Origin of the sequence: Streptomyces sp. NPDC007872 (assembly GCF_042868165.1) — a bacterium.
Taxonomy (GTDB): domain Bacteria; phylum Actinomycetota; class Actinomycetes; order Streptomycetales; family Streptomycetaceae; genus Streptomyces.
This window is the reverse complement of sequence record NZ_JBIAEA010000006.1, coordinates 63,643-77,537: the sequence shown is the minus strand read 5'-3', so window position 1 is coordinate 77,537 and position 13,895 is coordinate 63,643. Positions and strand designations below refer to the sequence as shown.

At 72.6% G+C, this 13,895-nt stretch carries 10 protein-coding genes and 1 pseudogene; 6 read left to right on the top strand and 5 right to left on the bottom strand.

Translation table 11 applies throughout. The features are described from left to right. Positions 1-489: pseudogene (locus ACFYNX_RS22190) on the top strand (GNAT family N-acetyltransferase); the annotation flags it as partial. Here ACFYNX_RS22190 and ACFYNX_RS22185 read toward each other — a convergent pair. Then, on the bottom strand, positions 478-1,497 hold the full coding sequence (locus ACFYNX_RS22185; RefSeq protein WP_365539871.1) for a GDSL-type esterase/lipase family protein: 1,020 nt from the start codon (positions 1,495-1,497) through the stop codon (positions 478-480). The pseudogene ACFYNX_RS22190 and the gene ACFYNX_RS22185 sit on opposite strands and share 12 nt — an antisense overlap. A 341-nt stretch (positions 1,498-1,838) precedes the next feature. Here ACFYNX_RS22185 and ACFYNX_RS22180 point away from each other — a divergent pair, with 341 nt between their 5' ends. The 4 genes from ACFYNX_RS22180 to ACFYNX_RS22165 all read left to right on the top strand — a co-directional run bounded on the left by ACFYNX_RS22180 (position 1,839) and on the right by ACFYNX_RS22165 (position 6,538). After that, entirely contained in the window at positions 1,839-3,314 is a 1,476-nt protein-coding gene (locus tag ACFYNX_RS22180; protein ID WP_388663532.1) for an amino acid permease, read from the top strand. Positions 3,315-3,324: 10 nt separating this feature from the next. Beyond that, positions 3,325-3,780, top strand: coding sequence for an Lrp/AsnC family transcriptional regulator (locus tag ACFYNX_RS22175; protein WP_015032260.1), 456 nt, complete (start codon positions 3,325-3,327; stop codon positions 3,778-3,780). 203 nt (positions 3,781-3,983) lie between these two features. After that, a complete protein-coding gene (locus ACFYNX_RS22170) occupies positions 3,984-4,790 on the top strand; it encodes a carbon-nitrogen hydrolase family protein (RefSeq protein WP_388663530.1) in 807 nt (268 codons plus the stop codon). A gap of 56 nt (positions 4,791-4,846) precedes the next feature. Beyond that, complete coding sequence (locus ACFYNX_RS22165; RefSeq protein ID WP_388663528.1) at positions 4,847-6,538, top strand: flavin monoamine oxidase family protein; 1,692 nt, start codon at positions 4,847-4,849, stop codon at positions 6,536-6,538. 31 nt (positions 6,539-6,569) lie between these two features. Here ACFYNX_RS22165 and ACFYNX_RS22160 read toward each other — a convergent pair whose 3' ends face one another. From ACFYNX_RS22160 to ACFYNX_RS22150, 3 genes are all read right to left on the bottom strand, one after another. Further along, on the bottom strand, positions 6,570-7,277 hold the full coding sequence (locus ACFYNX_RS22160; RefSeq protein ID WP_388663526.1) for a DUF5995 family protein: 708 nt from the start codon (positions 7,275-7,277) through the stop codon (positions 6,570-6,572). A gap of 73 nt (positions 7,278-7,350) precedes the next feature. After that, entirely contained in the window at positions 7,351-8,745 is a 1,395-nt protein-coding gene (locus tag ACFYNX_RS22155; RefSeq protein WP_365539866.1) for a solute carrier family 23 protein, read from the bottom strand. Positions 8,746-8,867: 122 nt separating this feature from the next. After that, on the bottom strand, positions 8,868-10,091 hold the full coding sequence (locus tag ACFYNX_RS22150) for an MFS transporter (RefSeq protein WP_388663523.1): 1,224 nt from the start codon (positions 10,089-10,091) through the stop codon (positions 8,868-8,870). Between the two features lie 174 nt (positions 10,092-10,265). Here ACFYNX_RS22150 and ACFYNX_RS22145 point away from each other — a divergent pair, with 174 nt between their 5' ends. Then, a complete protein-coding gene (locus ACFYNX_RS22145) occupies positions 10,266-11,390 on the top strand; it encodes an ROK family transcriptional regulator (protein ID WP_388663521.1) in 1,125 nt (374 codons plus the stop codon). A 126-nt stretch (positions 11,391-11,516) separates the two neighbouring features. On the opposite strand, the gene ACFYNX_RS22140 is transcribed toward ACFYNX_RS22145, so the two are convergent. After that, positions 11,517-13,895, bottom strand: a complete 2,379-nt coding sequence (locus ACFYNX_RS22140) for a chitinase C-terminal domain-containing protein (RefSeq protein WP_365539863.1) — start codon at positions 13,893-13,895, stop codon at positions 11,517-11,519.

The window sequence follows — 13,895 nt, the reverse complement described above, 5'->3', positions numbered from 1 at the left end:
CGCCCCCCCGGTGGCAACCCCGCCCCCCCCGGGGGGCCCCCCCCCCCCCCCCCCCCCCCCCCCCCCCCCCCCCCCGGGGGCCCCCCCCCCCCCCCCCGCGGGGGGCCCCACGGCCGTCCCGTACGGTCACGGCACGGAGCGTACGGAGATCAGACCCTGCCGCGCCGAGGACGTCCCCCTGCTCGACCGGCACCTGCCCGCCCCCGGCGCGCCCGCGCGCCACGCCGACCGGTTCGCGCGCCAGGAGACCGGGGCGTCGGTACGGCCCTGATCCGCGCCGCCGAGGAGCTGGTCCGCGCCCGCGGGGGCGCCGCCCTGGGCCTCGGGGCCGCCCGTGACAACCCGCGCGCGGCGGCCCTCTACGCACGGCTCGGCTACGCGCCCGTCACGGCGTACACCGACCGCTGGAGCCGGACGGACCGGGACGGACGCGTCCACGAGGAGGCGGACCCCTGCACCTTCCTGGTCAGGGAGCTGTCAGCGGGCTGACGCCGGGGGAGACGCGACCGGGACGCCCGGGAGGCCGCTCAGGGCCTCCGCCACCGCCGCCGCGATCCGGGCGTGCCCCCGGTCGTTCGGGTGCAGTCCGTCCGCCAGGTGCTCCGGATCGAGCAGCGGGCCGCCCGACAGGACGGACAGGTGCTCGTCGCCCTCGGCCGCCAGGTCCCGGCCCGCCCGCTCCATGGCCCGGCGCAGCTCCGTGAGGGTCGCGCCGAGGGCGTTGCGGGTGTGCTCGGCCTCCGGGCGCAGGACGGGCGAGACGATCAGCAGCGGAGTCTCGGGGTGGCCCGTGCGGACGAGCCCGACGAAGGCCCGCACGGTCTCGTACAGCCAGTCGGCCGTCGCGGGCGCCCTGGACCAGCAGTTGGTGCCGAAGGCCAGGGTGATCAGCTCGCCCGGGAGCCGCGCCAGGTGCTCGGCGAGGGGCAGTTCGCCGCGCGCCGCGCCCGCGTACCCCAGGTTGACCGGGTCGAGGCCCAGGAGGCGGCCCGCCGTGGCGGGCCAGGAGCGGGCCGGACGGGTCGACCACCAGCCCTCGGTGATGGAGTCGCCGTGGACGAGCCACCGGGGCCGGGCCGGGGCGGGGGAGAGGGCGCCGCCGACGGCCCGCAGGGCGAGCGGCACGGGCGCCTGGCCCTCCGGCAGGTACACGCTGAAGACGCCGCCGCCCGGGGGCAGCGGGAGCTTCACGACGGCCTCGGCGGCCGGGGCGACACAGGTCTCCCCGACGAACCGCACCCCGCTCCAGAGGGCGAAGCAGTGGCGCAGGTCCCGCAGCGGGTCGTCCGCGTCCGGCACGGCCGCCCGGTAGCGCAGCTCCACCGCGCGCGTGCCGGGCGCGGCCGTGAACTCGATCCGCACCCCGATGGGCAGCTCGGCCCGCGCCGCCACGTCCCACGGCAGCCGCGCCAGATCGTCCGGATCGGCCCGCACGGGCCGCTTCCCGTCCAGCCAGGCCGTACCGCGCAGGAACGGTTCCGGGTCGAGCCAGTCCACCGGGTCTCCGATCGTCGGGCCGCAGGGCCTCGCGGAGCGGGTCGTCCGGCACGTATGAGCCCTTGCGTGCGTGGATCGCTGCATGCCCCCGATGTACTGATTCATGCGGGGGAGCGCAATGTTTCCCCCGTCCGTGCCGTAAGTGCGCAATGATCATCCGGCATTGCGCAACAACCCTGCATTACGACTGCGAACCCCTGGCCTTAGGCTCGTGCCTCGTACCAGGAGTGGCGGCGACCGCCTGCTCGGCGGTTCCGTCCCCCGTGGGCCTGCTCCGGCATGCCCGCACACCGCCGCGGTCCCCGCTCCGCCCCCACAGGCAGCGATAAGGAGCCTCCGCAGTGCTGGACCACGGCGCAGCCCCACCGGTCGACGACACGACCGCCCCCAAGCCCTCCGCTCTTCGTGCCCTCGGCCGTCGCAAGCCGGTGGAAACCCTGGTCGCGGAGGGTGGACAGGGCGAGGGAGGCACTCTCCGCCGCTCGCTCTCGATGTGGCAGCTCACCATGATCAGCATCGGCGCCACGCTGGGCACGGGCATCTTCGTCGTCCTGGGCGACGCCGTCCCGAAGGCCGGTCCCGCGGTGACCGTCGCCTTCGTCATCGCCGGCCTCACGGCGCTCTTCTCGGCCCTCTCGTACGCCGAACTGGCCGGCTCCATACCGGTGGCCGGTTCCTCGTACTCGTACGCGTACGCAACGATGGGCGAACTCGTCGCCTGGGTCTGCGGCTGGTGCCTGGTCCTGGAGTACGGCGTCTCGGTCGCCGCCGTGGCCGTCGGCTGGGGCGAGTACCTCAACGAACTGCTCGACGGGACCATCGGGGTCACCCTCCCCGCCGCGGTCTCCTCCGCGCCCGGCGAGGGCGGCTTCGTCAACCTGCCCGGTCTGATCGTCGTGCTGCTCGCGATGGTCTTCCTGCTCGGCGGCGCCCGCGAGTCCGCCGTCGTCAACACGATCATGGTGTTCGTGAAGATCGCCGCGCTGGTGCTCTTCTGCGCCATCGGCTTCATGGGCTTCAAGTCCGGCAACTACGCCGACTTCATGCCCCTCGGCATGGCCGGGGTCAGCGCCGCCGGAGCCAGCCTCTTCTTCTCGTACATCGGCTTCGACGCCGCCTCCACCGCCGGTGAGGAGGCGAAGGACCCCAAGCGGGACCTGCCGCGCGCGATCATGCTGTCGCTGCTCATCGTCACCGTCCTCTACGTCCTGGTCGCCGCCGTCGCCGTCGGCGCGTGGAACTGGAAGGACTTCGACGGCTCCGAGGCCACGCTCGCCGCGATCATGAACGACGTCAGCGGCCAGAAGTTCTGGGGCACCCTGCTCGCCGCCGGCGCCGTCATCTCGATCGCCAGCGTCGTCCTCACCGTCCTCTACGGCCAGACCCGGGTGCTCTTCGCGATGTCCCGCGACGGCCTCGTGCCCAAGGTCTTCGGCAAGGTCAGCGGCAGGACCGGCACCCCGCGCGTGAACACCGTGATCGTGTCGCTGTTCTGCGGCGCCCTCGCCTCCGTCATCCCGCTCGGCAAGCTCGTCGACGCCACCAGCATCGGCACCCTCTTCGCCTTCGCCCTGGTCAACGTCGCCGTGATCGTGCTGCGCCGCACCCGCCCGACCCTGGACCGCACCTTCCGCGTCCCGCTCGGCTGGACCTTCCCGATCCTCGGCTTCCTGTTCTGCGTCTACAACATGTTCAGCCTCGACGCGATCACCTGGGCCGTCTTCGGTTGCTGGATGGCCGCCGGGCTCGTGTTCTACTTCCTGTACGGCATGCGCCGCTCCCGCCTGGCCACCGCAGCGCCCTCAGCAGAGAAGTGATCCACCCGTAGTGCGACTCAACGACCTCGACGAACGCATCGTCCACGCCCTCGCGGAGGACGCCCGCCGCTCGTACGCCGACATCGGCTCGCTCGTGGGACTCTCCGCGCCCGCCGTGAAGCGGCGCGTGGACCGGCTCCGGGCCGAGGGCGCCATCACCGGCTTCACCGTACGGGTGGACCCGGCGGCGCTCGGCTGGGAGACCGAGGGGTTCGTCGAGATCTACTGTCGCCACAACACCTCGCCGGACGACATCCGGCGGGGTCTGGAGCGGTACCCCGAGGTGGTGTCCGCGTCGACCGTCACCGGCGACGCGGACGCCGTCGTCCAGGTCTTCGCCTCGGACATGCGCCACTTCGAGCGCGTCCTGGAGCGGATCGCGGGCGAGCCCTTCGTGGAGCGCACCAAGTCCGTCCTGGTGCTCTCGCCGCTGCTGCGGCGCTTCTCCTCGGGATCGCCCGCGTAGGACCCGTCGGCGCAGGGCCCGCCCGCCCCGACGGCGCGGTCATACGCTCCGGCGGGAACCGCACGCAACGAATCGCCGCCGGGTCCGAGGATCGCGCAACGGTTCGACGGTCGGTCCGCAACGCTCCCGCCTTGTCGCGGCCGAGTCCGGAACCGTACCGTTTTTGACGTCTTCCCCCTGCACTCCGGACCCCGAGGATCGCCATGCCCGCGCTGCGCACCGCCCTGCTCCAGAGCTCCGGCGAGCTCGGTGACGTGGCCGCCAACCTCAAGATCCTCGACGAGGCCGCCGCCCGCGCCGCCGCCGCCGGGGCGGGCCTGCTGCTCGCCCCCGAGCTGTTCCTCACCGGCTATGCCATCGGCGCCGACATGGCCCGCCTGGCCGAACCGGCCGACGGCCCCTCCGCCCGCGCCGTCGCTGCCGTCGCCGTGCGCCACGGCCTGGCCGTCGGCTACGGCTACCCGGAGCGCAACACCGAGGAGCACGGCGTCCTCCACAACTCCCTGCTGCTCGTCGGTGCCGACGGCGTCCCGCTCGCGAACTACCGCAAGACCCACCTCTACGGCGCCTTCGAGAACCAGTGGTTCACGCCCGGCGACGACGGCGTCGTCCAGGCCGAGGTCGGCGGCCTCACCGTCGGCCTGATGATCTGCTACGACGTCGAGTTCCCCGAGAACGTACGGGCGCAGGCCCTGGCCGGCACGGACCTCCTCCTCGTGCCGACCGCGCTCATGCACCCCGCCGAGGTCGTCGCCGAGTCCGTCGTCCCCGTGCGCGCCTTCGAGAACCAGCTCTACATCGCGTACGCCAACCGGACCGGGCCCGAGGGCGACTTCGAGTTCGTCGGCCTCTCCGTGCTCGCCGCCCCCGACGGCACCGCCCGGGCCCGCGCCGGACACGGCGAGGACCTCGTCGTCGGCGACGTCGACCCCGCCTTCCTGGCGGCCTCCCGCGAGCTGAACCCCTACCTCCGCGACCGGCGCCCGGACCTCTACGGCCCCCTGGTCTGAGCCCCCCTCGTCCTCCCGCCTCACCCTTCTTTTCCCGTGCAAGGAGTCCGTACCCCATGACGTCCACGGTGCCCAACGCCGTCCAGCACACCGACGCGCAGCCGCCGATCACCATGTTCGGTCCGGACTTCCCGTACGCCTACGACGACTTCCTGGCCCACCCGGCCGGGCTCGGCCAGATACCGGCGACCGAGCACGGCACCGAGGTCGCGGTCATCGGCGGCGGCCTGTCCGGGATCATCGCCGCGTACGAGCTGATGAAGATGGGTCTCAAGCCCGTCGTCTACGAGGCCGACAAGATCGGCGGCCGGCTGCGGACCGTCGGCTTCGAGGGCTGCGACGACTCGCTGACCGCCGAGATGGGCGCCATGCGCTTCCCGCCCTCCTCGACCGCGCTCCAGCACTACATCGACCTGGTCGGCCTGGAGACCACGCCCTTCCCGAACCCGCTCTCCCCGGCCACCCCGTCGACCGTGGTGGACCTCAAGGGCGAGTCGCACTACGCCGAGACCATCGACGACCTGCCGCAGGTCTACCGCGACGTCGCCGCCGCCTGGGGCAAGTGCCTCGAAGAGGGCGCCGACTTCTCCGACATGAACACCGCGATGCGCGAGCGGGACGTCCCGCGCATCCGCGAGATCTGGGCGCAGCTCGTCGAGAAGCTCGACAACCAGACCTTCTACGGCTTCCTCTGCGAGTCCGAGGCCTTCAAGTCCTTCCGGCACCGCGAGATCTTCGGCCAGGTCGGCTTCGGCACCGGCGGCTGGGACACCGACTTCCCCAACTCCATCCTGGAGATCCTCCGCGTCGTCTACACCGAGGCCGACGACCACCACCGCGGCATCGTCGGCGGCTCGCAGCAGCTCCCGCTGCGCCTGTGGGAGCGCGAGCCGGAGAAGATCGTCCACTGGGCGCAGGGCACCTCGCTCGCCTCCCTGCACGGCGGCGACCCGAAGCCGGCCGTGACCCGGCTGAACCGGACCGCCGGCAACCGGATCACGGTCACCGACGCCTCCGGCGACATCCGCACCTACCGGGCGGCCGTCTTCACCGCCCAGTCCTGGATGCTGCTCTCCAAGATCGCCTGCGACGACTCGCTCTTCCCGATCGACCACTGGACGGCGATCGAGCGCACCCACTACATGGAGAGCTCGAAGCTGTTCGTGCCGGTCGACCGGCCGTTCTGGCTGGACAAGGACGAGGACACCGGCCGTGACGTCATGTCGATGACGCTGACCGACCGGATGACCCGCGGCACCTACCTCCTGGACGACGGCCCGGACAAGCCGGCCACGATCTGCCTCTCGTACACCTGGTGCGACGACAGCCTGAAGTGGCTGCCGCTGTCCGCGAACGAGCGGATGGAGGTCATGCTGAAGTCGCTCGGCGAGATCTACCCGAAGGTCGACATCCGGAAGCACATCATCGGCAACCCGGTGACGGTCTCCTGGGAGAACGAGCCCTACTTCATGGGCGCCTTCAAGGCGAACCTGCCGGGCCACTACCGCTACCAGCGGCGCCTGTTCACGCACTTCATGCAGGACCGGCTGCCCGAGGACAAGCGCGGCATCTTCCTCGCCGGCGACGACATCTCCTGGACGGCCGGCTGGGCCGAGGGCGCGGTGCAGACGGCGCTCAACGCGGTCTGGGGCGTGATGCACCACCTCGGCGGCTCCACCGACGCCACCAACCCGGGTCCGGGCGACGTCTACGACGAGATCGCCCCGGTCGAGCTGCCGGAGGACTGAGCCGTACGGTTCGGGGCCCGGCCGGGGAGGTTCAGGGCCTGGCCAGGGGCGTGAGCAGCATCCGTCCCACCAGGCCCACCGACCGGTCGAGGCGCTCCGTGAACTCCCCGGCCAGCTCGGGGAGGCCGCGCAGTTGCCAGAGCGAGCGCGCCGCCAGCCAGGCCCCGTCCCTGGCCCGGTCCAGGCTCCAGCAGCCGAGCAGATGGGTGAGCGGGTCCGCGAGCTCCAGGAGGTCCGGGCCCGGCATCAGCTCCTCCCGGATGCGCTCCTCCAGGAGGACTAGGACGTCCCCGACCCGGTCGAACTCGTCCTCCAGGTCGACGGGGGCGCACTCCAGGTCCCGGCAGGCGTCCACGACGGCGAGCGCCAGGTCGTGGCCGATGTGGGCGTTGATCCCGGCGAGCGCGAACTGCAGCGGGCGCACGCCGGGGTGGCGCCGGTAGTGGAAGAGGGGCCGCCAGCAGGCGGGGGCCGGTCCGCCGGTGGCGAGGGCGTCGACCGCCGCGAGGTACCGCTCGGCGAACCGCACGTCGAGCGTGGCGGCGGCCCGCCGGTCCTCGAACGTGCCCGCCGCGAGGGCGTGGCCGATCTCCTCGGTGACGGTCAGGTAGACCCGGTTGAAGACGGCGACCCCGTCGGCCGGGTGCCAGGCCGAGCGGAGCGCCCGCATCCGGTCCACCACGGGGTCGACCGCCAGGAAGGGTCCGAGTTGCTGCCCGAGCTGCTGGGTCTGCGCCATGGGGGCAGGCTCCCAGCCGCCGGGCCCGCGGGGGAGCCTTCCGGGCCCGGCTTCCCCAGAACGGGCGAATCCCTCAGCTCTTCGCCCCGTCGTCCGTGCCGCTCTCGTACGAGCTGGTGCCGGAGTCCAGGAGCGGCTCCTGCTCCTTGAGGTGGGCCGGGGCGAAGGCCCGCAGCACGTGGTAGCCGGTGATGACGACGATCGTGCCGAGCGCGATGCCGCCCAGCTCGAAGGTGTCGGTGAAGGTCAGCTTCACCCCGCCGACGCCGATGATGATGCCGGCGGCGGCCGGGACCAGGTTCAGCGGGTTGCGCAGGTCGACCCCGGCGTTGATCCAGATCTGGGCGCCGAGCAGGCCGATCATGCCGTACAGGATGACGGTGATGCCGCCGAGGACGCCGCCGGGGACGGCGGCGACGACCGCGCCGAACTTCGGGCAGAGGCCGAAGAGCAGCGCGAAGCCGGCCGCCGCCCAGTAGGCGGCGGTCGAGTAGACGCGGGTGGCGGCCATGACGCCGATGTTCTCGGAGTACGTGGTGTTCGGCGGGCCGCCCACGGCGGTCGACAGCATCGAGGCGGCGCCGTCGGCGGCGATGGCGGTGCCGAGCTTGTCGTCGAGGTTGTCCCCGGTCATCTCGCCGACGGCCTTGACGTGTCCGGCGTTCTCGGCGATCAGGGCGATGACCACGGGCAGCGCGACCAGGATCGCGGACCACTCGAAGCCGGGACCGTGGAAGGAGGGCAGGCCGATCCAGTCGGCCTTCGAGACGCCGGAGAGGTCGAGCCGCCAGTGATCGGTGACCTGCCCGGACGGGGACGTCGAGTGGATCTTGCCGAAGGTCAGGTCGAGCACCCAGGACAGGGCGTAGCCGAAGACCAGGCCGAGGAAGATCGCGATCCGGGACCAGAAGCCGCGCAGGCAGACCACGGCCAGACCGGTGAACAGCATCACCAGGAGCGCCGTCCACTGGTCCTGCGGCCAGTACGTGGCCGCGGTGACCGGGGCCAGGTTGAAGCCGATCAGCATGACGACGGCACCGGTCACGATCGGGGGCATCGCCGCGTGGATGATCCGCGCGCCGAACCTCCGCACCGCGAGGCCCGCCAGGAAGAGCACGGCGCCGACGACGAGGACCGCGCCGGTCACGGTGGCGCTGGTGCCGCCGGAGGCCCGGATGGCGGCGGCGACGCCGACGAAGGAGAGCGAGCAGCCCAGGTAGGACGGGACCGTGCCCCGGGTCGCCAGGAGGAAGATCGCGGTCGCGACGCCGGACATCATGATCGCGAGGTTCGGGTCCAGGCCCATGAGGACCGGGGCCACGAAGGACGCGCCGAACATCGCGACCACGTGCTGGGCGCCGAGTCCGACGGTCCGGGGCCAGGAGAGCCGCTCGTCCGGGCGGACGACGGCCCCCGGAGCGGGTGTTCTCCCGTCCCCGTGCAGGGTCCAGCGCACGCCGAGGTTCATGAGGTCGCTCCCGTTCTCCGGTTCCGGCGGTCGCGTCGTGACCGCAAAAGATCAGCCACATGGTATGCGCGGCCACCGGCCGGGGACGCCCGGGAGGACGGCGCCCCGGCCGATGTCCGCCGTTACGCGGCCGGGCCCCCGCTCCTGGCGGGGACGCCGTCGGCCGGGGGCGCCGCCGGGACCTTCGTGTCGGCGCTCCGGAGCACGCCCGCGCCCACCACCAGACCGAACGCGAGCAGCGTGACCAGGCCGAAGGAGAAGACGAGCGAGGTCGCGTCGGCGATGCCGCCGATCGCGGAGGGGGCGATCAGACCCGAGGTGTACGTGATGGTGGCGACGCCCGCGATGGCCTGGCTGGGGTTCGGGCCGCTGCGCCCGGCCGCCGCGAAGGCCAGCGGGACGACGACCGCGACCCCGAGCCCGATGAGACCGAATCCGGCCAGGGCGACGGCCGCGTGCGGGGCCAGGACGACCAGGAGGCCGCCGAGGGTGGCGACGGCGCCCCCGACCCGTACCGTACGGACCGCGCCGAAGCGGTCCACCACCCGGTCGCCGACCAGCCGGGCCACGGCCATCGTCAGGGCGAAGGCGGTCGTCGAGGCGGCCGCGAGCCCGGCCGAGGTGCCCAGCTCGTCGCGGAGGTAGACGGCCGACCAGTCGAGGCTGGCGCCCTCCGCGAACACCCCGCAGAAGCCGATGGCGCCGATGACGAGCGCGGACTTCGGCGGCAGCGAGAAGCGCGGCGGCGCCTCCTCCTCCGGGGTGCTGCGCACGTCCAGGACGCCCTGGCAGAAGACCAGGCCGAGGACGGTGAGGACGAGGGCCGCGACCAGGTGGTGCAGCCGGGCGTCGCCGCCGAGGTGGGCGGCGACCGTGCCCGCGGCGGAGCCGATCAGGGCGCCCACGCTCCACATGCCGTGCAGGCTCGACATGATGGAGCGGCCGAGCCGGTTCTCGGTCTCGACGCCCAGCGCGTTCATCGCCACGTCGGACATGCCGGCGGTCGCGCCGTACACGAAGAGCGCGCCGCACAGCCCCCAGACGTTCGGGGCGAGCGAGGGCAGGATCAGGGACAGGGTCCACAGGGCGAGCAGGCCGCGCAGCGCGGTGCGGGCGCCGAAGCGGTGGGAGACCGACCCGGCGAGCGGCATCGCGAGCGAGGCGCCGAGCGCGGGGAAGGCGAGCGCGAGCCCGAGCTGTCCGGCGCTGACGCCCGCGTGCTCCTGGATCCAGGGGATGCGGGTGGCGAAGCTGCCGGTCACCGCGCCGTGGACGCAGAAGACGGCGGCGACGGCGAAGCGCGCCCGCCGCAGGCGTTCGGTGGTGGTGACGGTCTCCGCCGCCATGGGCCCTCCCGGGGTCGTGGTCCGCCGCCGTCGCGGCGCGTCGCTGTCGTGGTGTCTCGTCGTCGTGGTCGTCCACCGCCGTCGTGGCGTGCCGCGTAAACTATCAGGAACCCTGCCTGATAAATAGTCCGCAGGGCGGAGTCCCGCCCCGGGAACGTCTGAGAGGATCGCCGCATGGCCGCATCCCCGAGCACCGCACGGGTCATCAACGACCGGCTCGCCCTGCGACTGCTCCAGGACGAGGGCCCGTTGACGGCCACTCAGCTCAAGACGCTCACCGGACTCTCCCGCCCGACCGTCGCCGACCTCGTCGAGCGGCTCCGGGGCTCCGGACTCGTCCACGTGGTCGGCGAGGCCGGAGCAGAGCGCCGGGGCCCCAACGCCAAGCTGTACGGGATCGTCGCGGGCCGCGCCCACCTCGCCGCCCTCGACGTGCGCACCCGCTCGGTCTCCGTCACCGTCGCCGACCTGCTCGGCACCACGCTCGCCGAGGCCTCCGCGCCCGTCGGCGACGGCGGCGGCACGGGACCCGCGGTGGAGAAGGCCGTCGCCCTCCTGGAGCGGACGGTGAAGGAGGCGGGCGTCGACGCGCCGCACAGCGTCGCGGTCGGCGCCCCCGGGCTCATCGAGCCGGTCACCGGCGAACTCCGGGACTCCACCGGGCTGCCCGCCTGGCACCGGCGGCTCGTCGCCGTCCTCCAGGAACGGCTCCCCGCGCGCGTGCTCGTGGAGAACGAGACCAACCTCGCCGCCCTCGCGGAGCTGCGCGAGGGCGCGGCCCGCGACCGCGAGGACTTCGTCCTGCTCTGGCTCGGCCAGGGGGTGGGCGCCGCCGTGGTCCTCGACGGACGACTGCGCCGGGGGGCCTCGGGCGGCGCGGGCGAGATCGGCTTCCTGCCGGTGCCCGGCGCCACCGGCCTCCCCTCGGCCACCGGCTGCGACGGCGGCTTCCACGAACTGGCCTGCACCGCCGCCGTCGAGGCGCTCGCCCGGGAGCACGGCCTGCCCCCGGAGGGCGCGCTCGCCTCCGGCCACGAACCCTTCCTGGACGCCCTCGCCCGCCGGCTCGCCGTCGGGGCGGCGGCCGTGGCCTCGGTCCTCGACCCCGGCTGCGTGGTCCTGGGCGGCGAGACCGGCCACAGCGGCGGCGCGGACCTGGCGGCCCGGGTGGAGGCGGAGCTCGCCGCCCTCTCGCCGCTGCGCACCGAGGTCAGGGCCACCGCCCTCGGCGACGCGGCCGTCCTGCGCGGCGCCCTCCTCACGGCCCGGGACGCGGCCCAGGAGGACCTGTTCCCGTAAGGCTTCCCGTGCCTTCCGGGAAACGCCGCCGCGCCGCGCCCCGGACAGGGAAGCGCGGCGCGGCGGGTGCCCGGCGACGGCAAGGGCCGTGAGTCTCCGCCGCCGGGGGTCCTTCGGGGGTGGGGATCAGCAGGGACCGAGGTCCTGCCAGACGCCCCACTCGCCGGTCGTGCCCGGGGCCTCGTTCTGCGTCCACCACTTGGCCTTGTACTTGCGGCCGTTGTGGGAGACCTCGTTGCCCGCGTTGTAGACCTGGCCGGCCACGTACGCCGGGGCGGCGCAGCCCGTGGGAGGCGTCGTCGGCGGGGTCGTCGGGGGCGTGGTCGGGGGCGTCGTCGGCGGGGTGGTGGGCGGCGTGGTCGGGGGAGTGGTCGGCGGGGTGGTGGTGCCCGGCTCCACGACCGTCGTACCGCGCGCCAGGTCACCGGCGAGGGCGTACGTCGTGCCGTTGATGTTCACCGTCCAGTTGGAGGGGGTGGACACCGGCAGGTAGTAGTTGAACGACAGGTCGACCGTCGCGCCCGGGGCCAGCGACTGCCAGGCCGGGAGCTTCAGCGAGACGCGGTGGAAGTCGCCCTTCAGGCCGCCCACGTTCGAGCCCGTGTGGTCGCTGCTGACGACCTTCGTGCCGAAGCCGGACTGGTCGGAGGCGTTGCTCGGCGCCGAGGTGCCGTAGTCGAACTGGAACTCGGTGCCGCCCGGCAGGGTGGTGTTGGTCCGGTTGGTGATCTTGACCTTGGGCGTGATCGGGTAGTTGGAGTCGCCGAGCTTGAACTCGGTGAACGCCGTCTCGATGTTCACGGCCTGGGTCGGCAGCGCCTTGTTGGACTTCTTCGCGCCGTACGGGGTGGCCGACTTGAACTTGTCGTACATCAGCGAGGTGAGCGTGGAGCCCATCTCGTACTGGCCCTTGGTGGCGTTCCAGGCGTAGTCGCCGGCCATCTCCCAGACCATGGTGCCGCCGATGCCGCGGTTCACCACGTAGTCCGCCTTCGCGGCCACCGACTGCTCGTCCTCGGTGGAGAGGAAGACCTTCTTCTGCGCGTTCCACAGCCACGGCGCGACCAGGGTCGCGTCGTACTTGCGGACGTAGGTGCCGGTGAGCTGGGTGTTCGCGGGGAAGCCGTACTTCGTGACGTAGTCGCCGACGATCCCCTTCTCCAGGTTCTTGGCGTGCCACATCGGGTTGGAGCCGGCGGGCGACTCCTTGCCCGCGGTGTCCTTGTCGTGCCAGAGGTTGTCGATGCCCTCGGCGCCGTCGCCGCACTTGGTCAGGCCCGCGCCGGCCGGGCAGGTGGCCGCGGTGGCCTTGCCCCAGAGGCCGTCGGTGCCGCCCTGCACGTTCTTGTGGCCGCGGGTGTAGTAGGGCAGGCCGATGTTGATGCGGCCGGCCGGCATCGAGCCGCGGAAGTAGTGGTACGCCCAGTCGGTGTTGAGGTAGCCGATGTTGCCGTACTGCTGGCTGCCGTAGACGTTGGCGGCGGCGAGCTCGCCGTCCTTGCCGTCGTCGAAGAGGGAGGCGTTCGGACCGACGTACTCGTTCCAGGCGCCGTGCAGGTCGTACGACATGATGTTGACGTAGTCCAGGTACTTCTGGACCTGGAAGGTCTCCATGCCGCGCAGCAGGTAGCCGGAGGAGGGGGCGGCGACGGTCAGCAGGTAGTGCTTGCCGTCGGTGGCGCCGGCCCGGTCCAGCTTCTCGCGCAGGGACTTCATGAGGGCCGCGTAGCCCTGCACGAGACCGGCGCGGCGCGCGTTGGCGAGCTGCCAGTCGAGCGGGTTGCCCGCGTCCTTCATCGTGGTCGGGTACTCGTAGTCGATGTCGACGCCGTTGAACCCGTACTTGCGGATGAAGTCGACGGCCGAGGTCGCGAAGGTGTCGATCCCGGCCTGGTTGACCGAACCGTCGGCGTTGGTGGCCATCGAGTAGAAGCCGCCGGAGTTCACCCGGTCGCCGTTGTCCGCGAAGTAGCCGCCGGTCTCCGCCCAGCCGCCGACCGAGATCAGCGTCTTGACGTTCGGGTGCTGCTTCTTGAACTTGTTGAGCAGGTTGAAGTGGCCCTTGTAGGCGAAGCCGGGGTCCATCTCGGCGCCGGCGACACCGGGCCAGGTCATCCCGGTGGCCGCGTTGTCCGGACCGTCCGTGCCCACGGAGAGCTTGTTGGCCCCGTCGACGTGCCCGAAGGCGTAGTTGATGTGGGTGACCTTCTCCCACGGGATGTCCTTGGCGAGGTACGAGGGCTCGCCGTTCTTGCCGGTGCGCCAGCCCGTGAAGTAGCCGATGACCCGGCGCTGGTGGTCCGCGCCCATCTTCTCGCGGCCCTCGGCGTCGTAGACCGAGCAGTACGGGACGTCGACGCCGGGCGTCTTGTAGAGACCGTCGGGGCGACAGGACTCGTTGTCGGCCGCGTACGAGACGCCGCCGGAGAGCGAGCTGAGCAGGAGCCCGGCGACGGCCGCGCCGGACGCGAGCAGCGAGGCTCTCTTCGTCGTGGGGGACAACAC